Annotated in this window: 17 protein-coding genes; 5 read left to right on the forward strand and 12 right to left on the reverse strand. The window is 65.9% G+C overall.

The features are described 5' to 3' along the window. Window positions 1-20: 20 nt before the first annotated feature. Entirely contained in the window at window positions 21-5,870 is a 5,850-nt protein-coding gene (mnxG, locus tag ACK56M_RS16155) for a manganese-oxidizing multicopper oxidase MnxG (RefSeq protein WP_411958784.1), read from the reverse strand. An 818-nt stretch (window positions 5,871-6,688) separates the two neighbouring features. On the opposite strand from mnxG, the gene ACK56M_RS16160 reads away from it, so the two are divergent. Beyond that, on the forward strand, window positions 6,689-6,961 hold the full coding sequence (locus tag ACK56M_RS16160; RefSeq protein ID WP_015270601.1) for a DUF3077 domain-containing protein: 273 nt from the start codon (window positions 6,689-6,691) through the stop codon (window positions 6,959-6,961). Between the two features lie 226 nt (window positions 6,962-7,187). Here ACK56M_RS16160 and madM read toward each other — a convergent pair whose 3' ends face one another. The 9 genes from madM to mdcA all read right to left on the reverse strand — a co-directional run bounded on the left by madM (window position 7,188) and on the right by mdcA (window position 14,638). Further along, window positions 7,188-7,952, reverse strand: coding sequence for a malonate transporter subunit MadM (gene madM, locus ACK56M_RS16165; protein WP_015270602.1), 765 nt, complete (start codon window positions 7,950-7,952; stop codon window positions 7,188-7,190). A 2-nt stretch (window positions 7,953-7,954) separates the two neighbouring features. Next, complete coding sequence (gene madL, locus ACK56M_RS16170) at window positions 7,955-8,377, reverse strand: malonate transporter subunit MadL (RefSeq protein ID WP_003258591.1); 423 nt, start codon at window positions 8,375-8,377, stop codon at window positions 7,955-7,957. Window positions 8,378-8,569: 192 nt separating this feature from the next. Next, window positions 8,570-9,490 (reverse strand): malonate decarboxylase subunit epsilon, encoded by a 921-nt coding sequence (gene mdcH, locus ACK56M_RS16175; RefSeq protein ID WP_411958785.1) that lies wholly within the window; start codon window positions 9,488-9,490, stop codon window positions 8,570-8,572. Continuing rightward, window positions 9,487-10,101, reverse strand: coding sequence for a malonate decarboxylase holo-ACP synthase (locus ACK56M_RS16180; protein WP_085720400.1), 615 nt, complete (start codon window positions 10,099-10,101; stop codon window positions 9,487-9,489). The genes mdcH and ACK56M_RS16180 overlap by 4 nt, the downstream gene beginning before the upstream one ends. Before the next feature lies 1 nt (window position 10,102). Then, window positions 10,103-10,894: a biotin-independent malonate decarboxylase subunit gamma gene (mdcE, locus tag ACK56M_RS16185; RefSeq protein ID WP_411958786.1), complete on the reverse strand. Its 792-nt coding sequence runs from the start codon at window positions 10,892-10,894 to the stop codon at window positions 10,103-10,105. Continuing rightward, on the reverse strand, window positions 10,891-11,739 hold the full coding sequence (locus ACK56M_RS16190) for a biotin-independent malonate decarboxylase subunit beta (RefSeq protein ID WP_411958787.1): 849 nt from the start codon (window positions 11,737-11,739) through the stop codon (window positions 10,891-10,893). Before ACK56M_RS16190 ends, mdcE begins: the two co-directional genes overlap by 4 nt. Next, the gene (locus ACK56M_RS16195; protein ID WP_015270607.1) at window positions 11,732-12,031 is read right to left on the reverse strand and encodes a malonate decarboxylase subunit delta; all 300 of its coding nucleotides are present in this window, start codon (window positions 12,029-12,031) and stop codon (window positions 11,732-11,734) included. The genes ACK56M_RS16190 and ACK56M_RS16195 overlap by 8 nt, the downstream gene beginning before the upstream one ends. 1 nt (window position 12,032) lies before the next feature. After that, the gene (locus tag ACK56M_RS16200; RefSeq protein ID WP_043935669.1) at window positions 12,033-12,977 is read right to left on the reverse strand and encodes a triphosphoribosyl-dephospho-CoA synthase; all 945 of its coding nucleotides are present in this window, start codon (window positions 12,975-12,977) and stop codon (window positions 12,033-12,035) included. Then, window positions 12,977-14,638, reverse strand: a complete 1,662-nt coding sequence (gene mdcA / locus ACK56M_RS16205) for a malonate decarboxylase subunit alpha (protein WP_015270609.1) — start codon at window positions 14,636-14,638, stop codon at window positions 12,977-12,979. Before mdcA ends, ACK56M_RS16200 begins: the two co-directional genes overlap by 1 nt. 394 nt (window positions 14,639-15,032) lie before the next feature. Here mdcA and ACK56M_RS16210 point away from each other — a divergent pair, with 394 nt between their 5' ends. Together ACK56M_RS16210 and ACK56M_RS16215 are read left to right on the forward strand one after the other, a co-directional pair. Next, window positions 15,033-16,103: an enoyl-CoA hydratase/isomerase family protein gene (locus ACK56M_RS16210; RefSeq protein WP_411958788.1), complete on the forward strand. Its 1,071-nt coding sequence runs from the start codon at window positions 15,033-15,035 to the stop codon at window positions 16,101-16,103. A 16-nt stretch (window positions 16,104-16,119) separates the two neighbouring features. Then, window positions 16,120-17,271, forward strand: coding sequence for an acyl-CoA dehydrogenase family protein (locus ACK56M_RS16215; RefSeq protein ID WP_003258582.1), 1,152 nt, complete (start codon window positions 16,120-16,122; stop codon window positions 17,269-17,271). A 162-nt stretch (window positions 17,272-17,433) separates the two neighbouring features. Here the strand turns inward: ACK56M_RS16215 and ACK56M_RS16220 are convergent, their stop codons facing one another. Beyond that, window positions 17,434-18,366: a LysR family transcriptional regulator gene (locus tag ACK56M_RS16220; protein ID WP_217190117.1), complete on the reverse strand. Its 933-nt coding sequence runs from the start codon at window positions 18,364-18,366 to the stop codon at window positions 17,434-17,436. 123 nt (window positions 18,367-18,489) lie between these two features. Here ACK56M_RS16220 and ACK56M_RS16225 point away from each other — a divergent pair, with 123 nt between their 5' ends. Then, a complete protein-coding gene (locus ACK56M_RS16225; protein ID WP_015270611.1) occupies window positions 18,490-18,753 on the forward strand; it encodes a DUF2790 domain-containing protein in 264 nt (87 codons plus the stop codon). A 1-nt stretch (window position 18,754) separates the two neighbouring features. Here ACK56M_RS16225 and ACK56M_RS16230 read toward each other — a convergent pair whose 3' ends face one another. Beyond that, window positions 18,755-19,447 carry a tRNA (adenine(22)-N(1))-methyltransferase gene (locus ACK56M_RS16230; RefSeq protein WP_015270612.1) on the reverse strand — a complete coding sequence of 231 codons (693 nt, stop codon included), beginning with the start codon at window positions 19,445-19,447 and terminating at the stop codon, window positions 18,755-18,757. A 136-nt stretch (window positions 19,448-19,583) separates the two neighbouring features. Between ACK56M_RS16230 and ACK56M_RS16235 the strand changes: the two genes are divergently transcribed. Next, window positions 19,584-19,964, forward strand: a complete 381-nt coding sequence (locus ACK56M_RS16235; protein WP_015270613.1) for a RidA family protein — start codon at window positions 19,584-19,586, stop codon at window positions 19,962-19,964. The last annotated feature ends 60 nt before the right edge of the window (window positions 19,965-20,024 follow it).

Below are 20,024 nucleotides of genomic sequence, written 5' to 3' on the forward strand. Positions count from 1 at the left end.
TTTCGCGCCCCCATTTACCGTCACTGCGCCGGTGCCGTTGCCGGCGGCGCTTCATTGGTCACCCGCAAGATCCCCCACAGCCCCGAGAGGTTGCCGTAGGCGGCGTAGTCGCGGAACAGGTAGTCACCCGCCACCGCGTTGGCGCCGCCGGCACTGGGCAGCATGAAGCTGAAGTGCGCGGCCGGCAGCACGCTTTCCTGGGCACCGATGTACATGGCCATCGGGTTGTAGCCGAAGCGCACCGAGCCGATGCCAGGCAGGCTCAGCGGGTAGCCGTCCACGTCGTTCTTCTCGGCCTGGTAGTTGTGCAGCGGCCACAAGTGGCCATCCAGCTGGTAGACCATGCCGCGGCTGCCACCACTGGGCATCACGATATGGTTGCGCACCGGCTGGCCGGGCTTGGCGTACAGCACCGGGGTTTGCGGGTCGCCACCGACCAGGGCGTTGGCGTAGGCCATGTGGGCATTGGGCACATCGCCAAAGCCCAGGCCACCGGCGCGGCCGAAGGGTGAGTCGGGGGCCATGCCGAAGCGCAGCCACAGGGGTTCGGTCTTGTAGTTGACCGCCATGTTGCCGTTGTCCTGCGGGTCGCCGGCGGCGCCGTTGCCTTCGGTATTGATGCCCTCCACCGGGCGGCCGTCGGCCCAGCGCATGTTCAGCGCACGCTGCCAGACCGTGACGAAGTCGCGGTAGTCGGGCTGGCCGGTGACCTTGACCGTGGCCTGGGCCCGTGTTGCGGTGTCCTCGGTCCAGGTGGCTGTCTGTGGCAGGATGCTCATGGCACCCACCAGGCCTTTCTGCGGCTGCTTGATGAAGTCTGACGGGGTCAGGTTGAGGCCGCCGAACTCGATGGCCGTGGTGTTGATGTTGTCCACCGTGCGGCCCAGCTGCGACACCGGCTTGCCTTCACGCTCCAGGTGGCCGGCATAGTACTGGTAGGTACGGGTCGGCCAGGCGCCACTGGTGCCGGCACGCGGGGCTACGGTCTGCACCGGGTTGAGGCCGACGTTGGCGCCATCGGACTTGGTGATGTCGTAGGCCAGCAGCTGGGCATGCAGGCCCACGTGGCTGGACGGCCGCATCAGGTTGTTGGCAAAGGCGGTGGCACCCTCGCTGTCGAAGCGGTCACGCTTGACCACGTTGTGCATCACCGCAGTGCTGGGCAGGTCCGGCATCACCAGCGGCAGGCGGTTTTCCAGGGTGATGCTGATGCACTCGCCGGCATTGGCGCGCAGCACCAGTGGCTCCACGGGCACGCCCGCCTTGAGCTTGCCGGTGGTGGCGTCCAGGTCGGCCTTGCGCACGTACAGGATCGCGGTCGGGTCGTGCAGCGGTGCGCTGTGGCCACCAATAGTGAAGGGTTCCCCATCTTCGGGGTCTACCCCACTGACCAGCGGGATGGCGGTCTTGCGGCTGTTGAACACCAGGGTGCCGCCATTGGCCTTGAGCGGGCCGCCGACATGCTGGCCGACACCGGCCGGGTCATTGATGCTGACGCCGTTGCGGTTCTCGAGGATGTCGTTGGCCAGGGCCGCGACGACCTCGTAGTTGCGTTTGACGGTCGGGCGGGTGCCGATGCCATTGGGGTTGGCCGTGGTTTTCGGGCAGATGCCGTCGAAGTTGACGGTGTTGCGCATGGCCACCGGCTGCGGGTTGTTGGGCAGCGGGAACAGGTCGGCACGCTGCGCGGTGTAGTTGCGCATGATGCCCCAGATGCCGTTCCAGTAGCCCTCCAGGGCCGCGTCCAGGGAATACAGGTAGTCACCGTTGGTGGCCGCCGAACTGGAGATCATCGACACCGGCGCCATGAAGCCCAGTTGCTCGGAAATACCGATCATCTGCGATGACTTCCAGCCCGAGTTGGAGCTGTTGCCGTAGCCGGTGCCGTTCTGCAGCCACTTCACGCCATGCAAGGTGACGTTGTGCTCCTCTTCATGGCCGCCGGCGTGCATGCGCAGGCGTACGTTGTCACCGGAGTAGGTGCGCAGCATCGGGGTAAACGGGTCGCCCGGTTCGCTGCCGGCCGCGTTGATGTGCGGCGGGAACAGCGTGGTGCCGCCGGTGGGGCCCACGGCCGAAGTAATCGCCGACGGAGCCAGGTTCATGGCCGGAATCGCCCGGTCGGTACGGGTTTGCAAGGCATAGCTGAGGTCGCCGGCCAGGCCGTCGGCCTGCATGCCACGCTTGCCGTCCGGGCCGACCTTGTTCGGGTCGTACACACGCAGGGCCAGGGGCTCGTTGCGGTAGTTGACGACGAACATGCCCGGGTCATCCACCGAGATTGCCTGCGGGCAGGGCCGGCTTGGGCAGCCCGGGTTGATGCCGCCGCGTTCCTCGACGATGGCCTCCAGCAGGTTCGACGCCTTGCCGCGCACCGGCGGGTTGATGGCGTAGCGGAAGCTGTCGGCGGTGGCCGGGTACGACTGGGCATTGGGGATGCCGTCCGGCCCGGCGCCGACGTACACACCGGCCTCGTAGGCGTGCTGGAAGTCGCTGTATTCCAGGAAGAACTCGCGGTAGCTGTCGTTCTTGCCGTCACCATCGTGGTCACCGGTCTGGATCACCGCCTGCCACGAGGTCGGGCCACCGTCCTGGCGCGTGGCCGGGTTGTACAGCTTCTCGCCGGTTTCGGCGTGGTACCAGGTGGAGTTGGCCGGTTCGGCCAGTACGGTGGCATACAGCCCAAGCTGCTGGTGGGTCGAAGGGCCGAGGTGGTCGTGGGTGAAGATGGTGCCCAGGCCACGGTCGACGTTGTACACGTTCACCAGCGGGTCGGCGAACCAGCGCTGCATGGCCGTGCGTGCGCCCAGCCAGTCGGCCCGGCCGAAGCGGCCGAAGTATGGGTGCTGCCGGGCTTGCGGGCAGGCGGCGGTGCCGTCGCGGCTATCGCCCTGGGTGCAGCCGTTGTAGGCACGAATGGCCTGCACCCGCTCGACCACGCTGCCGGGCGAGAGAATGCCGTCTTCGTAGTTCCAGCCGTTGGCCGAGCCATCGGCGGCGGTCAGGTCCCACTTGGGCAGGTGGATGTGCTGGCCGATCACGTCGGTCGGGGTGCGCACCTGGTAGTCGTCCATCTCATAGATGTTCGGGATCAGGTTGGTGTGCTGGTACATGGTGCAGTCGAAGGTGTTCATGCGCATCACCAGCGGCTCTGGCGGGCGCTGCTTGGTGATCACCGGCCAGGCGTCTTCCCACAGGGCGATGATGCGGGCCTGCGGGAAGTGGTAGCCGACCTTGTTGTACACCGCGTCGAACTGGATGTTGGCGCCCTTGTAGATGCGTGGGCGGTCGGCGGTGAAGGCCGAGGAGCCCCGGAAGTTCAGGCCCGAAAGGCTTTCGCCGCTGAAGTACTCGCCTACCCCGGAAGATTGGGTCAGGCGTTTGCCCCGGTCATCCATGCATGGCTCGTAGAACGGCGCGCCGGCAGTCGGCAAGGCGCCGTTGGTGCGGAACGCCTTGGCCACCGGCTGGCTGCCGGGGATCAGGGCAAAGCTTTGGTGTTCGGCCTGGGCATGGAACTGCATGGCCGCCTGCTCGACATCGGTGCCCTCTTCTGGCAGGTAGATCGGCTTGGCCTTGTGTACCACCTTGGTGAAATCGAGCTTGGTGGTGGTGGTTTCGGCCTCGCCGCCGGCAGATACGCCGTCCAGCGCGTGGCGCCCCAGGCCACCATCCCAGCCATCGACCTGGTTCGGGTCAAGGTTGGCCCACAGCGCCTTGCCGCTTTCCTTGAGCTGGCGTGCCATGGCCGGGTCGAGCATGTCCAGTGGCGGGGTTGGTGGGCGGTTGCCCACACTGCTTTCCATGCCGCCGATCCAGAACGGATAGCCAGGGTTCTTCAAGGTGCCGTCGGCGTTGCGGTTGGCGTCGCTGCGGTCGACCAGCGCCAGCGAGCCGATGGCCTTGCGAACCGGCGCCTGGTTGGCTGGCTCCTCATCCTCTTCTTCCTCGGGCTCGTCGTCGTCATCATTGGCGGCAACCAGCGCTTCGGACAGCTTCGGTACCACCACCACCTTGCCTGGCATCGGCGCCATGGCCTTGCCGGGCAGCGGCACGATGGCCGGGATCGGCGTGCCGGCAACGATCTCGCCATCGGGCAGGGCCCGGGCGCCAACCGCCGGCTTGCCGCTGCGCAGGGCGAACGGGGTGCTGTGGAAGCCGTTCTCGCCCTGCCCGCTTACCTCGAGGCGGGTGCCTTCCTCGAACACGTCGTGCACCCGCCACATGGCCCACATGCCCTGGGCGAAGTGCGGGTAGAAGTGGCAATGGTAGATGGCATCGCCCGCCACCCGGTTGCGGTTGCCCGAACCGCCGTTGGCGATTTCGTAGGTGTAACCGACCCCCGCGCCGATGCCCTGGGCATCGATGTAGTCGGAATTGTCGTCATTGGGGTTGAACAGCCACTGGTGGCCGTGCAGGTGGAAGATGTGCTGCTCATGGCCGTTGTGGGTGTTGCGGAACTTGGTGAAGTCACCGATGTAGCTGTGGTGCACGTTGGCCGGTTCCGCCGGGAACAGGGCCATGCTGGCCTTGACCCCGATTGCGCTGGCCGGTGGTACCTCGCCAGGGCGGATGTGCTCCAGGCCGACGTTGGCCGGCACGTCCACCAGCGTACCGACGTCACCGACAGTGTGCGCACTGAGGAAGAACTCCTCATAGGCGCACGACAGGCAGTCGTGCATCGGCCCCACGCCCAGGCGGTTGGCCACCACTTCGGCGCCCATGCCACCGGAACCGTAGTTGATCATGAACGAGTCGCGGGTGGGTTCCAGTACGTGGCCCATCACCGGGTCCGCCCAGTAGCCAGGGAACGCCTGGGTGCCGGCGACCTCGTCGGCGAACTGCGAGGCGAAGTCACGGAACGCCTCCAGGCGGTTGGGCAGCGCCGGGTTGCGCTTGCCCAGGCTTTCCAGCGGGTAGGTGGATTTGGGGAAGCTGCCATCGGGGTTGGGGCCCATGACGATGGCATCGGTTTCGCTGTTGATGATCTGGTTGCCGTCGACCATGGCAATGATCGGCTTGCCGGCCTTGCCTTCGGCGATCCAGGGTTGCATTTGCGGGTAGCGGGCTTCGTAGTCGATCACCGGCTGGCCGGTGGCGGTACGGCCGGTGGTGGCCAGGCGCATTTCTTCTTCGGTGAGGGTATTGCGGTAGGCGCGGCCGAGTTTGGGCACTACCACTACCTGGCCGAACAGGCCGTTGGCAACATTGCCCGCAGTGCCCTCGCCGCCGAAGGTGGCGGCTTTGCTGGTGGCGGCGAAAGCGCCTTCGCGTTCGGCGTACAAGGTATAGCTGCGGGTGCTGCCGGGGCTGACGAAGAAGTTGCCATTACGCCCGGTGTAGGCAGAAATGTCGGCGATGCTGTTGACCGCCTGCATGCCGTTGACCTGGAAGCCGACCATGCGTTCGGCCACCTGTTCATCGGCGACGAAGCCTTCGGCGGCTTCATTTTCGAGCTCCGGCCCCTCCTCTTCGCCCTCAGGCTCTTCGGCCTCGATGCCGTCCTTGTTGGGGTTGGCCTTGTAGTCGAGCAGGTTGGTCAGGTTGACGGTAAGGCATTCACCGGCGGCCACCCGCAGCACGATGGGCCGCGGGCGCTTGTCCGGGCGCAGGGTGACCTTGCCCGGTACCGCCGCCCCGCCGCTGCTGAGGGGGACCATCTTGTCGTCCACCACATCCTCGCGCAGGGCGAACATCATGCCGTTGGCGTTTTGCGCGCCAAGGCGGTTGAACATCAGTGGCTGGTCCAGCGCCACAACGTTGGCGACCAGGGTGCGCTGGCACTGCACGGCGGCTTCGCTGGTCGACTCCCAGCCGAGCAAGGCCAGAACGAGTGATGACAGGATGGGGCCTTTGAGTGGCATGGACATGCTGCACCTCCGGGACACAAGATCTCTGCGTGGAGCTGGAGCAAGGTGTATGCCAGGAGCGGATTGCTTTAATTTTCAGTTGGTTGCAGCGGCAAACGAAACAGATTGGGGAGGATTCCCCAGCGGTTTTCCCCGAAACGGGGGGTGGGTTGCGGGTGTTCGTCACGAGGTTTTCAGTGCCTGGGAGATCGAGCGCCGCCCGCGCGGCGCTTCGCAGCACAAGGCTGCTCCTACATCTGTTTCGGGCCAATTATTCCTGAGGCAAAGGCGCGCGGCCCCTTGGCGTCCACTTCGATATCGTGCCGGACAAACAAGGCGGTCGCGCGCGTTGGCACAGGCGTTACTGGCCAGAAACAGATGTAGGAGCAGCCTTGTGCTGCGAAGCGCCGCGCGGGCGGCGCTCGATCTCACAGGCGCTGAAAATGCAGTGCCGGACACATGGCAGCCCTGACCCCAACCTCTCGCCCTACACCCCACAGCCAACAAAGCCATCACCTGTAAGACATTTCTGAACATGAAACCAAATACTTCAGAAACGACCCGCTTGGGAATTATCCTACGCGCGCTGCCGAACTATCGCTGTTGTCGGGGAAACACCTCACGGATAACGTTTTCGGGTCGCTCCGGCGACCGGGTGTGAGAACCCGACGGGTAGATTTGGTATCACCGTCATGGTGGCCGTACGTGGGCAGGCTTTTGCCTGGCCGAGTCTTTACCAATTCTCCTCGGTTTCTCACCCCACGTATGGCTGCCACCTTCAATCCGTGAGAAAGATTCTGGTGGCAGTTCCCTTATTAGAGAACTGGAACCCTGAAAACATGAAAGACGAACCCAAGGTTATCCTCACCATCGGCGCCGAGACCTTTCTCGAGGTCGGCAACCCGCCGATCAATCTGCTGCGGGTGCAGCCCGGCATTCCTATTGATGATGCCTACGAGCAAGTGTCGATCCTGCTGAGCTATATCAAGCACCTGCTGCGCGAAGGCGATATGGAGGACGACCACAAGTTCCTGGGCGCCGCCGATTATCTCACGGCCTTGGCCAAGGCCTTGATGAACGAAGTTGAGCTGACCAAGAATACCTTGCGCTAAAGCTCAGGGTTCTGCCTGTACTGGCCTCATCGCCGGCAAGCCAGCTCCCACAGGTACAGCATTGCTCTCGAGGTTGTCGCTGTACCTGTAGGAGCGGCCTTGTGTCGCGATGGGGCGCGCAGCGGCCCCAGGATCTTGGCTGCGGTGCGGATATCGCTGGGGCCGCGGCCCGATCGCGACACAAGGCCGCTCCTACAAGGGGTCTGCGCAGTCCAGGAGATTGATGTCACCCAACCAGGGCGCGTACGCAGAAGTACAGGATCGACGGGCCCATCAGGCAGCCCAACCCGGTATGGAAGGTGGCTGTCAGTGCCCCGTACGGCACCAGGCGCCGGTCGGTCGCCGCCAGCCCGGCCGTCACCCCCGACACCGTCCCCGCCAACCCGCCGAACACCATCGCCGAACGTGGGTTGTCCAGCGCCAGCAGGCGCGCTGATACCGGGGTAAACACCATCACCAGGATCGCCTTGATCAGCCCGGTAGCAATCGACAGCGCCATCACGTCCGAGCTGGCCCCCAGCGCCGCCCCGGTCACCGGCCCGACGATATAGGTCACCGCACCCGCACCGATGGTGGTCATGCTCACCGCATCACGGTAACCGAAGGCGTAGGCCACCGCAGCGCCGACAATGAACGGCAGCACCGTGCCGAGCAGCAGCGCCACCGCGCCGATCATCCCGGCCCTGCGCGCCTCGGTGGCCTGCACTTCGAAGGCCGTGGCGACAATGGCGAAGTCGCGTAGCATGGCCCCGCCCATCAGGCCGATGCCGGAGAACAGCGTCATGTCGGCCAGGCCTTTCTGGCCACCGGTAATGGTGCCGCCGACCCAGGCCAGCACCAGGCCGATGACGATGGCGATGGCCGAGCCGTGCACGCGGCCGAAGGTCAGGTACTTCGACAGCACCACCGACAACCACATGATCGCGCCCACCACCGCAAAGGCAGTGATCAAACCGTTATGTTCCAGGGCATTGTCAATGATCGGCCACATGATCAACGCCCTCCTGCAGGGGCGGCCTGCACATTGCTTTCGGGGCCGGCCTCCACTGCCGGCAGGGGTTCGCCGCGGTGGCTGCGGCTGATCAGGGCAATGGTCGCACCGCACACCAGTACCGCACCCACTGCCGCCAGCAGCGCCACCGGCCCGCCGTGCAGGGCGGTGACCACGTTCTGCTGGGCGGCCATGGCCACCACCACGGGGATATACATGGCGCCCCAGAAGCCCACGCCGAACTCGCATTCCTTGCTCATGCCGCCGTTGCGGTGCATGTACAGGCGTGCGCAGATCAGCAGGATCATGGCGATGCCGACCCCGCCCACATTGGATTTGACGCCCAGCAGCACGCCCAGGAAGTCGCCGACGATGACGCCGGCAAGCGTGCAGACCGCCAGCAGTGCCACACCATAGATGATCATTGTTGTTGTCCTCAGGTAGTGTCGAAGTTGCTTGTTGTTGTTCTTCGTAAACACACTTTTGTGCAGCTTTCGCGGTCATTGTGGGAGCGGGCGTGCCCGCGAACACGGGCAAAGCCCGTGCCACTCACCGAGGTGCCTGCTTCGCGGGCACGCCCGCTCCCACTGGGATCACCATCCTCCGCGGTGTTGCCATCATCGTTCGTCGGCCACCTCCTGGCGCAGCAGCGCATCCAGGGTGTCCCAGCGGGTGCCTTCAACAGCAACCACCCTGCCCTGTTCGAACACCGGCCGGGCCAGCCCGCCGAGCACGTTGCCGGGCGGCAGTTCCAGGTGCAGGCGCACACCACGCTCATAGGCGTTGCGCAACGTAGCACGCCAGTCGACCACCCGCGCCATGTTGCCGGCCAGGTCGTCGCGCAGACGCTGGGGGTCGAATATCGGCCGAGCGCTGCTGCCGCTGAGGTAGGTGATACGCGGTCGCTGCAGCTCGACCGTGGCCAAGGCACTGGCCAGTTCGGCCGCCGGGCCATCCAGCAACGGGCAATGCGACGGCACGCTGACCGCCAGGCGCCGGGCCACGCCCTGGCCCAGGCGGCGTGCCCTGCCGGCAACCGCAGCCATCGCACCATCGCTGCCGGCGATGACGATCTGGTTGTCGCTGTTGAGGTTGGCGACATACACCTCGCCGCCCGTATCGCTCAACAAGCGTTCGACACAGGCCAGGTCCAGGCCGCTGAGTGCGGTCATGCCGTAGCCTTGCGGATAGGCGCGCTGCATCAGTTCGCCACGCAGGGCAACCAGGCGCACGGCATCGGCAAAGCCCAGGGCGCCCGCCGTGACCGCCGCCGGGTAGGCGCCAATCGACAAGCCCGCCACGTAATCCGGCGTGGGGCTGCGCTGCATCAGCCAACGCGCCCAGGCCACGCCAGCCAGCAGCAGGCACAGCTGCACGGCACGGGTCGTCTGCAGGGCCTGCTGGCTGTCCAGCGCCAGGGCCTGCTGGCCGAGGGTGTCACTGGCCTCTTCCAGCAATTGCCCGGCACCCTCAGGCAGGCGCTGCAGCATGCCCACCTGCTGGGCGCCCTGGCCGGGGAAGGCGAACAGGCTGCTCATGCGGCACGCTCCATCGCTGCCCATGGGTCGCTGACCAGGCGTGGGCCATGGGCCGACTTGAGCAGTACGCGGCGGGCGAAGCTGGCCCACTCGCGCAAGGCAACAGCGCCCGCCGGAGTTTCCAGCTGCAGGTCGATACGACAAGGTGCGCATTCGAGGATATCCAGCAGCTCACGCGCCTGCGCCCGGGCCAGCGGTTGTGGCGTACGCAGCAGCACATCCAGGTCGCTGTCGGCGTGTACCACCTCCATACCGGTGGCGATCTGGTACCCCACCCCACCTGTCGGCCCCCAGGCCAGGCCGCTGGCATCCAGTACCGGGGCGACCGAGGCCAGGGCCTGCAATGCAGGCCAAGGGCTCTCAGCTTGCCAGCGCAGCGCTTCGGGGCCTTGCTGACACCGGATATCGGCCAGCCGCATCAGTACACCCGACCGCTGCGCCCTGCCCTGGCCACGCAGCCCCACCGCCACCCAGCCGTTCGCACAGGTGGCACGGCGCACCACCACCGGCTGGCCGCTCAGCAGCACATCCTGCGCCCAACGCGGTGCATCAGCAGGCAGGCCCGATACGGGCATGCCCCAGAGCAGGTCGTGCGGCCTTGGCGCGTTCATCTCAAGCGCCCTGCCACTGACGGCGCAGCTGTTCGCGCACTTGGCGCGAGGCGTTGCGGTTTTCGCCCGCCAGCCGCGACGACAGGTCGCTCGAGCTGCCGATGTCGCGCACCGCATCAGCCAGGCAGGCACGTACCTGGGCGATGTCGGCACTGCTCGGCGTCTCGGCGTTGTCCACCGTCAGGCGGCGCCACAGCAGGCCCAGCGAGGCGTAGCTGGCCAGGTCGTAGGCCATCGGCGGCACCTCGGCGGCCAGGGCTTCCAGTTGCTCGACGCTGCGCAGGGTGATGCGCGCTGCCGCCGCCTTGCCCATGGCGTGCACCATGACCCCGGCATCATCCAGGGCGATCAGGCGCTGGGCCTGGTAGCCGTGGGCCAGGAAGGCACCGGACATGGCCTTGCCGACCAGCAGGCCGATCACCGGGTGCCCGGCCAGCCGCGCCTGGGCATAGGCCTGTACCGCAGCGGCCAAAGCCTGGTGAATACCCAACGCCTCCTCACGGCGGCCATAGGCCTGGCTGGGCACGTCGATCACCGCGACGATGGCGCGCTTCTGGCCATGGCGGTCAGCCTCGACCGCTTCGCTCACGGCCTTGGCCAGCCCCCAGCCTTCCAGCAGGCCGACTTCGCCAGAGCGCGCCCGGGGGAACGGGTTGTCGGCGTCCGGCACCACGGCGATGAAACGCGCCAGGCGGTTGTCCAGTTCGCCATCGATTACCCGCAACGACGCGGGGTAGCCGGGCACGGCTTGCCCGCCGGCGAGGCCCGGCAGCCAGTTCAAGGCACGGTTCATTTGGCTTCTCCTTGGTACAGGTCACGCACGGCAGCGGCATCCAGTTGCGTGCAGTCATCGCCCAGCCGGGCCAGGCGTTCGAGGAACCAGGCGTGTTGACCGGCGCGATCCCTTGAAGGCTCGTCGAGCAATTGCAGCAAGCGTTCGCGCAAAGTCTCGATGTCATCGGCCACACAGGCATCGACCAGGCCGCTGGCGTGGCGCTGCTCGCCGCCGGTCAAGCTCCAGATGAAGGGACGGTCCTTGGCGTCGTATTCACCGATGCCCGCTTCCTGCTCGATTACCTGCGGGCCGTTGAGGCCCACGCGGGCTTCGCGGGTGACCAGCAAGTGGCTGCACAGGCCGGCGGCGATGGACATGCCGCCGAAACAGCCGACCGAACCTGCGACCAGGCCGACCACCGGCTGCCAGGCGCGCAGCTCGACAATCGCCGCCTGTATTTCGGCAATCGCCGCCAGGCCCAGGTTGGCTTCCTGCAGGCGTACTCCGCCGGTTTCCAGCAGCAGCACGGCGCAGGTGGGGATGCCGTTGCGGTTGTCTTCGATGGCCAGCTCCAGCGCACCGGCGATCTTGGCACCACCCACCTCGCCCATGCTGCCGCCCTGGAAACTGCCTTCGATGGCAGCGACCACAGCGTTTCGCCCGTTCAGCAGGCCCTTGGCGATGACCACGCCATCATCGGCCTGCGGCACGATGCCCTGGCGCGGCAGCCACGGTGACATCAACCGGTCGAACGGGCCCAGCAGCTCACGGAAGCTGCCCGGGTCGAGCACGGCGCGGGCGCGCTGGCGGGCACCCAGTTCGACAAAGCTGCGGCTGTGCAGCAGGCGTGCGATATCAGTCATGGGCGATCTCCTCGAAGCCTTGCTCCAGGCGCAAGCGCACCACGCCTGGGGTGGCACCAAAATCATGGATGTCGATGTTGACGGCCGGCCAGGTGCGGCCTTCGAACAGGCGCTGGAACAGCTGCGCCCAGCGGGCAGCGCTGCCGTTGACCGAAGTCACCACCTTGATTTGCAGGCTGCCGGCGGTGCCGGGCTCGATCAGCACTTCAAGGTCGCCGGAGCTGACGCAGCCCACCAGCGTGCGGCCACGCCCAGGGGCGGCGGCGGGGAATTGAAAGGTCAGGGTTTCCATGTCACAGGCTCCCGGCTTTGTCGAGGAACAGGCAGGCGGCCAGCAGATCGGCGGCGCCGCCCGGTGAGGCATTCAGCTGAAGCAGGTGCTGGTCCAGCCGGCGCAGCTGCCGCCGCCCGGCCAGCGTGGCGCTGCCGCCTTCGCTCAGCACGGTACGGGCGCCGTGCTGGACGGCAGCCAGCCCGGTCGGGCCGCTGCGCCAGAGCACGCAGGTATCGTTGAGCACGGCCATGATCGCCAGCAGCGCGTCGAGCCGGGCGTGGGGCTCGCTGGCACCTGCGGCGCGGCTGCGCTGCAGCTGTGGCAGGCCGTGACCGATAACCGCCGGGAAGCCTTGTTGCGCCTGTTCGCGGGCGCCGCCAGTGCCATAGCGGCGGCGTACCTGCAGGCCATGGCTGTCCTGGGTGGTCATGGCGGGGTCGTCGAACAGTGCGATGCGCCCGGCACGGGCAGCCAGGGTGTTGGTATCGGCCTGGGTGTCGAGGGCCTTGGATGCTACCAGCAGGCCGAGGGCCCAGATTGCGCCGCGGTGGGTGTTGACCCCACCGGTCGCGGCCAGCATCGCCGCCTCGCCTTCGCGGCCGAGCTGGCCCAAGGTGGCGCGCAGGGGCTGGCCGAGGGTGCCGATGGCCTGGGCGGCTTCGGCCATGTTGCGCAAGCATGGCCACAGGGCCAGGGCCGAGGCATGCATCAGGGCCAGGGTCATGTCGTGGTGGGCGCCATTGCCACGGCGGTCGACCAGGCCGGGTTTGGGGGACAGGTCGGCTTCGTCGATCAGGGCTTCCACGGCCAGGTCGGCCAGGTGGTCGGCCAGGGGTAATTCGGTTGCCTGTGCTGGCCTCTTCGCGGGCACGCCCGCTCCCACAGGGACCGCGCAATCTTCAAATGGATCACTATTCCTGTGCTCGCGAAGAATCCCACGCGGTTGCAAGTCGAGTGCTTTCATCACCAGCTCCTGAACCGTGCAGGCGGGTTGTAGAGGCCGCCGGACCATTCGACCAGGTCGGCGATGCTGCGCGCGGCCAGCAGTTCGCGGCTGGCGTCGGTGCGGCGGATGCCGAGGTCTTCGGGCAAGGCGACCAGGCCTTGCTGGCGCAGGCGCTGAGTGTCCTTGGGGTCGTGCCGCAGGCCGATGGCGGTAACCCCGGCCACGGCGGCGATCATCTGCTGGCGCTCTTCCAGGCTGCGGGCCTTGTACAGGTAGGCAATGCCCTCCTCGGTCAGCAGGTGGGTAACGTCGTCGCCGTAGATCATCACCGGCGCCAGCGGCATGCCGGCTTTCCTGGCCACTTCCACGGCATCGAGGGTTTCCACGAAGGTGGGCTTGCCGCCTTCCTGGTAGGTCTCGACCATCTGCACCACCAGCTTGCGACCGCGTTCGAGCATTGTTTCCGGCACGGTCATGTCGAGCCAGGCCGGGGTCGCATGGCGCCGGCCACGGGGGTCGTGGCCCATGTTCGGGGCACCGCCGAAGCCGGCCAGGCGGCCGCGGGTCACGGTCGAGGAATGGCCATCGCCATCCACCTGCAGGGTGGCGCCAATGAACAGGTCGACGGCGTACTGCCCGGCCAGCTGGCACATCATGCGGTTGGAACGCAGCGAACCATCACGACCGGTGAAGAATACGTCCGGGCGCTGGGCGATGTAGTCCTCCATGCCCAGCTCGGTGCCGAAGCAGTGCACGCTTTCCACCCAGCCGGTCTCGATGGCCGGGATCAGTGTCGGGTGCGGGTTGAGTGTCCAGTTGCGGCAGATCTTGCCCTTCAGGCCCAGGGATTCGCCATAGGTGGGCAGGATCAGCTCGATGGCGGCGGTGTTGAAGCCAATGCCATGGTTCAGCGACTGCACCTGGTGCTTTTCGTAGATGCCGCGAATGGCCATCATCGCCATCAGCACATGCACCGGCTTGATATGGCGCGGGTCGCGGGTGAACAGCGGCTCTATATAGAAAGGCTGGTCGGCAACCACCACGAAATCGACCCAGGATGCCGGGATATCGACCCGTGGCAGGTCATCCACGCGGTCCACCAGCTGGTTGACCTGGGCAATGACGATGCCGTCGCTGAACGCAGCCGGCTCCACCAAGGCCGGGGTGTCTTCGGTGCTGGGGCCGGTGAACAGGTTGCCGTCGCGATCGGCCATGAAGCCAGCCACCAGGGTGACGTTGGGGATCAGGTCGACCAGCAGCCGCGAGTACAGCTCGATATAGGTGTGGATGGCACCGACTTCGAGCAGGCCGTCTTCCAGCAGTTGGCCAATGCGCAGGCTCTGCGGGCCGGCGAACGAGAAGTCGAGCTTGCGGGCGATGCCACGCTCGAACAGGTCCAGGTGCTCGGCCCGGCTGACGCTGGGCATGATCATGTGCAGGTCGTGCAGGCGGCCAGGGTCGACCTTGGCCAGCGCGCGGGAAAGGAAGTCGGCCTGCTTCTGGTTGTTGCCTTCGAGCACTACCCGGTCGCCGGGGGCCAGCAGCAGTTCCAGGGCTTCGACGATACGCTCGGTGGGCAGCACCACGCCGTCGGCGAGGTGGCGGACCCGGTCAAGGCGGCGCTGCTTTTCGGCGCGCCGCCGCGACCATTGCGGCGGTGGATTCTTGGTTGTTGTCATGGTGACTCCACGGGTTCGCTGTCGTGGGGGTCACCTTAGGGCTGGGGTGGTTGCGCATCAATCAAGCTCAGGCACTGATCGTTACGGTCAGGGTAACGATTTAGCATATGCGCTGTCGCTCATGGCCCTATCGCCGGCAAGCCAGCTCCCACAGGTACAGCGCAGGCCTTGAAAGTTGTGCGGTACCTGTGGGAGCTGGCTTGCCGGCGATAGGGCCAGCCCGGCCAACCTGAAACCTTGCTAGAGTGGCGTTATCGCCACACAAGACAAAAATGCAGAATCCCCCTGCAGATTTGTCGATTGTGCAAGGCAAATTCGCATGACAGGATCCTGCGATCCTCCAGCGAACTCCAGACTTCACTTGGAAAATCAATAACAAAGCAGGGAGAACGCAATGACTGCGCACGCTCATACCTCGGCAACCGACCATGTGCTGGCCGAGGTCCGCAACCAGATCGGCCATCTGACCCTGAACCGCCCCGCCGGCCTCAATGCCCTGACCCTGGACATGGTCCGCAGCCTGCGCCAGCACCTCGACCAGTGGGCCGAAGACCCGCACGTGCACGCCGTGGTACTGCGTGGCGAAGGCCCGAAAGGGTTCTGCGCCGGTGGCGATATCCGCTCGCTGCACGACAGTTTCAAGGCCGGCGAAACGCTGCATGAAACCTTCTTCGTCGAGGAATACGCCCTCGACCTGGCCATCCACCGCTACCGCAAGCCGGTGCTGGTGCTGATGGACGGCTTCACCCTCGGTGGCGGCATGGGCCTGGCCCAGGGCTGCGACCTGCGCGTGGTCACCGAACGCAGCCGCCTGGGCATGCCCGAAGTGGCAATCGGCTACTTCCCGGATGTGGGTGGCAGCTACTTCCTGTCGCGCCTCCCCGGTGAACTGGGCATCTACCTGGGCGTCAGCGGCAGCCAGATCCAGGCCGCCGATGCACTGTACTGCGGCCTGGCCGATTGGTACCTGGCCAGCGACCAGCTGGCAGCCCTCGACCAGGGCCTGGACCAGCTGCACTTCGGCGACCAGCCACTCAAGGACCTGCAGAACCTGCTGGCCAAGCTCGGCACCCAGGTGCTCGACGATGCGCCGCTGGAAAAACTGCGCCCGGTCATCGACCACTTCTTCGCCCTGCCCGACGTGCCTGCCATCGTCGAGCAACTGCGTGCGGTGAGCATTGGCGACAGCCACGCCTGGGCCGTGGCCACCGCCGACCAGCTGGAAAGCCGCTCGCCGCTGGCCATGGCGGTTACTCTGGAGATGCTGCGCCGGGGTCGCCACCTGAGCCTTGACGACTGCTTTGCCATGGAGCTGCACCTGGACCGCCAGTGGTTCCAGCACGGCGACATCATCGAAGGCGTGCGCGCGCTGATCATCGACAAGGACAAGCAGCCACGCTGGAACCCGCCGACCCTGGCCGCACTGCAACGCCAGCGGGTCGACCAATTCTTCGAAGGCCTGTGAGCCCGGGAGTACACAGATGCAAGACCTGGAACTGAGCGAAGAACAGATCATGATCCGCGACATGGCCCGGGACTTTGCCCGTGGCGAGATCGCCCCGCACGCCCAGGCCTGGGAAAAGGCCGGCTGGATCGACGATGGTGTGGTGCGCAAGATGGGCGAACTGGGCCTGCTGGGCATGGTGGTGCCGGAAGACTTTGGCGGCAGCTACACCGACTATGTCGCCTACGCCCTGGCGGTGGAAGAGATCGCCGCCGGCTGCGGCGCCACCGGAGCGATGATGAGCATCCACAACTCGGTGGGCTGCGGCCCGCTGCTGGCCTATGGCACGGCCGAACAGCAACAGCAGTGGCTGCCACGCCTGGCCACCGGCGAGGTGATCGGCTGCTTCTGTCTGACCGAGCCACAGGCCGGTTCCGAGGCGCACAACCTGCGCACCCGCGCCGAACTGGTGGATGGCCAGTGGGTGATCAACGGTGCCAAGCAGTTCGTCAGCAACGCTCGCCGCGCCGGCCTGGCCATCGTCTTCGCGGTGACCGACCCGGAGCTGGGCAAAAAGGGCCTGTCGGCGTTCCTGGTGCCCACCGACAACCCGGGCTTCAAGGTCGATCGCAGCGAGCACAAGATGGGCATCCGCGCTTCCGACACCTGCGCGGTCACCTTCGACAACTGCCGCATCCCTGCCGCCAACATCCTCGGTGAGCGTGGCAAGGGCCTGGCCATCGCCCTGTCCAACCTCGAGGGTGGCCGTATCGGCATTGCTGCCCAGGCACTGGGCATTGCCCGCGCCGCATTCGAGGCGGCGTTGGCCTACTCGCGTGATCGGGTGCAGTTCGGCAAGCCGATCAACGAACACCAGAGCATCGCCAACCTGCTGGCCGACATGCAGGTGCAGGTGAATGCCGCGCGCTTGCTGATCCTGCATGCCGCGCGCCTGCGCAGCGCCGGCAAGCCGTGCCTGTCGGAGGCCTCGCAGGCCAAGCTGTTCGCTTCGGAAATGGCCGAGCGGGTGTGCTCGATGGCGATCCAGGTGCATGGCGGGTATGGCTACCTGGAGGATTACCCGGTGGAGCGCTACTACCGCGATGCGCGGATCACGCAGATCTATGAAGGGTCTAGCGAGATCCAGCGGATGCTGATTGCGCGGGAGTTGAAGCACTACCCGCTTTAAAACCTTGCGCGATCCCTGTAGGAGCGGCCTTGTGTCGCGATAGGGCCGCATGGCGGCCCCAGCAATTTGTGCATCGAAGCTGACATCCTGGGGCCGCTTTGCGGCCCTATCGCGACACAAGGCCGCTCCTACAAGGGCCAGCGTTAACCGCCCCGCACTCGGCTATCGCCAATACCGCGAATCATCCACCACCCTGGCATGCCCCTCGAACAGTGCCGGCAACTGCTCCTTGAGGTAGTCGATCCAGGTGCGCACCTTGGCATCCAGGTAATGCCGTGACGGGTAAATCGCATACAGCGCGCTCTCGCGCAGGCGATACGGCGCCAGCAAACGGCACAACCGCCCCTGCTCGATCGCCTGGCTGGCGGTGTAGAACGGCAGCAGGCCAATGCCCATGCCCAGCTCGCTGGCCACCAGCATGGCGTCGGCGACGTTGGTGGAAAAACTGTCGTTCGGTGCGATCACGCACTGGTCCACCCCTTGCGGGAACACCCAGTCACCTTCGTACATCGGATAAGCCATGCGCAGGCAACGGTGCTGGTGCAGGTCTTCCGGGCGCTCTGGCACGCCGTGGGCCAACAGGTAGCTCGGCGCCGCGCAGGGGATGCTGAAAATGTTGCCCAGCGGCACAGCGATCAGCTGCGAATCCGGCAACGCACCGTCCACGGTAATCACCACGTCATGCCCTTCGGCCAGCGGGTCGGGGTTGCGCTGGGACAGGGTCAGTTCGATCACCACCTCCGGGCACAATGCGTTGTAGCCGGCCACCAGCGGCATCAGCAGCAGGCCCAGGCCGTGCGGGCAATGCAAGCGCAGGCGACCGCGGGGCGTGAGGTGCGCGCCACGGGCTTCACCCACCGCCTCTTCGGTCAGCAACATGATCTGCCGCGCGCGCTCGAGAAACCGCTCGCCCGCCTCGCTCATGCGCAAACGCCGCGTGGTGCGGTGCAGCAGGCGGGTCTGCAGCTGGTTTTCCAGCTCGGCAACGATACGCGAAACCTGCGCCGCGGAAATATCCAGGGCATTGGCGGCCGCAGCGAAGCTGCCGCATTCCACCACACGGGCGAAGGTACGCATGGCATGCAGCATGTCCATGAAGGTGCTCCTTGTTCGGTCTTATTCTTGCGTTACAGGCAGGAATCTATCACGGGTTAGCCCATTTATTGTGGATGACCAATGAATGGATCATTAGTCATACATTGAAAAAAGGAGCCTGCCATGAAACGTTCGATCGCTGTCCTTGCCGTTACCGCTGCCCTCGCCTCGTTCGGTGCCCTTGCCGACACCGGCAGCAACCAGCCGGTCAGCAGCAGCAATTACGAATACGGCATGCCGCTGGACGTGGCCAAGGTCATCTCCATCACCCCGCCCAGCAACGCCGCCGACTGCCAGGTTGGTACCGCGCACATGGTGTATGTAGACCACCAGGGCCAGAAGCGCGAAATCGACTACCGGGAAATGGGCAACTGCTCGCAGCAGTGAGTCAGGCCAGCACCTCGGTGATCCAGCCGACCTGTTGCCTGAAGTCGTCGATTTTCGCCTGAGGCACCGCACCGCGGGCCCGCTCGAAGTTTGCCAGGGTCTGCTGCTTCTGCCGCAGCATGCGCCGCCACTTGACCAGAAACGCCTCGCTTTTCTCCTGCACCAGCACCGGGCCGAAGTACAGCTGTTCAGCGGTGTACGCCGCCCCGCCTGGCTCGGCGACGATGATCTCGTAGTCGAAGCGGTTCTCCCGCAGCAGTTCTTCGCTGACGATCCGGTAACCATTGCCCATCAGCCACTGGCGCAGTTCGCGCTCGGCGCCATTGGGCTGCAGCACCAGGCGCGTGACGCCACCCAGGCGCTGCTTGCCGGCCTCGAGGATCTCGCACATGGTGTCGCCACCCATGCCGCAGATGCTGATCACCGAGATGCGATCTTCCGGCTCGACCGCTGCCAGGCCATCGGCCAGGCGCACGCAGACCCGCCCTTCCAGGCCGTTCCTGCGCACGTTGCGCTGGGCCGAGGCGAACGGCGTCTGCGCCACCTCGCCCGCTACCGCCGCGTCCAGTATGCCGCGCAGCATCAGGGCCACCGGCAGGTAACCATGGTCCGAGCCGATGTCGGCCAGGCGCGCGCCTTGCGGTACTTGTGCAGCCACGCGCTCCAGGCGCCTGGACAATGTCTGTTCGTTCAACGTAAACCCCTGCTTTGCAATCGGCCGCGATTCTGACGGCGAACGCCACGCATTTCAAACACCGGGGCGCCCTCGACCGGGCCGGCGCGCTCGCGTAGGCTTGCCGCTTTCCTTCCGTAGCAAGGCAAAACACACCATGGCACAAGCAGACATCATCTACACCCCGGACCCGGACGCCGAGTCGATTTCTTCCGACGTTGCCGAATACAACGGCGTGCTGGTCACCACGCAGATCCCGACCCACGCTGATGGCAGCCTGGAGCTCGGCGGCATCGTCGAGCAGAGCGAGTGCACCCTGCAGGCACTGAAGGTGGCGCTGGAGAAGGCCGGCAGCGGCATGGACCGCGTGCTGCACCTGACCATCTACCTCACCGACATGGCCGACCGCGCGGCATTCAACGAGGTGTACCAGCGCTTCTTCAGCAAGCCCTGGCCGGTACGCGCCGCCGTGGGCGTGGCTGCACTGGCGTTCGAAGGCATGCGCGTGGAAGTGACCGCAATGGCTGCCAAGCGCTGACTTTTGCCTGAGGCACGATCCTTGTAGGAGCGGCCTTGTGTCGCGATGGGGTGCAAAGCA

Source organism: Pseudomonas sp. s4 (assembly GCF_046764235.1).
Lineage (GTDB): Bacteria > Pseudomonadota > Gammaproteobacteria > Pseudomonadales > Pseudomonadaceae > Aquipseudomonas > Aquipseudomonas asiatica.

Coding starts and splice junctions, on each gene's coding strand:
- mnxG (WP_411958784.1), bottom strand. CDS start 5,870: ATGTCCATGCCACTCAAAGGCCCCATCCTGTCATCACTCGTTCTGGCC.
- ACK56M_RS16160 (WP_015270601.1), top strand. CDS start 6,689: ATGAAAGACGAACCCAAGGTTATCCTCACCATCGGCGCCGAGACCTTT.
- madM (WP_015270602.1), bottom strand. CDS start 7,952: ATGTGGCCGATCATTGACAATGCCCTGGAACATAACGGTTTGATCACT.
- madL (WP_003258591.1), bottom strand. CDS start 8,377: ATGATCATCTATGGTGTGGCACTGCTGGCGGTCTGCACGCTTGCCGGC.
- mdcH (WP_411958785.1), bottom strand. CDS start 9,490: ATGAGCAGCCTGTTCGCCTTCCCCGGCCAGGGCGCCCAGCAGGTGGGC.
- ACK56M_RS16180 (WP_085720400.1), bottom strand. CDS start 10,101: ATGAACGCGCCAAGGCCGCACGACCTGCTCTGGGGCATGCCCGTATCG.
- mdcE (WP_411958786.1), bottom strand. CDS start 10,894: ATGAACCGTGCCTTGAACTGGCTGCCGGGCCTCGCCGGCGGGCAAGCC.
- ACK56M_RS16190 (WP_411958787.1), bottom strand. CDS start 11,739: ATGACTGATATCGCACGCCTGCTGCACAGCCGCAGCTTTGTCGAACTG.
- ACK56M_RS16195 (WP_015270607.1), bottom strand. CDS start 12,031: ATGGAAACCCTGACCTTTCAATTCCCCGCCGCCGCCCCTGGGCGTGGC.
- ACK56M_RS16200 (WP_043935669.1), bottom strand. CDS start 12,977: ATGAAAGCACTCGACTTGCAACCGCGTGGGATTCTTCGCGAGCACAGG.
- mdcA (WP_015270609.1), bottom strand. CDS start 14,638: ATGACAACAACCAAGAATCCACCGCCGCAATGGTCGCGGCGGCGCGCC.
- ACK56M_RS16210 (WP_411958788.1), top strand. CDS start 15,033: ATGACTGCGCACGCTCATACCTCGGCAACCGACCATGTGCTGGCCGAG.
- ACK56M_RS16215 (WP_003258582.1), top strand. CDS start 16,120: ATGCAAGACCTGGAACTGAGCGAAGAACAGATCATGATCCGCGACATG.
- ACK56M_RS16220 (WP_217190117.1), bottom strand. CDS start 18,366: ATGGACATGCTGCATGCCATGCGTACCTTCGCCCGTGTGGTGGAATGC.
- ACK56M_RS16225 (WP_015270611.1), top strand. CDS start 18,490: ATGAAACGTTCGATCGCTGTCCTTGCCGTTACCGCTGCCCTCGCCTCG.
- ACK56M_RS16235 (WP_015270613.1), top strand. CDS start 19,584: ATGGCACAAGCAGACATCATCTACACCCCGGACCCGGACGCCGAGTCG.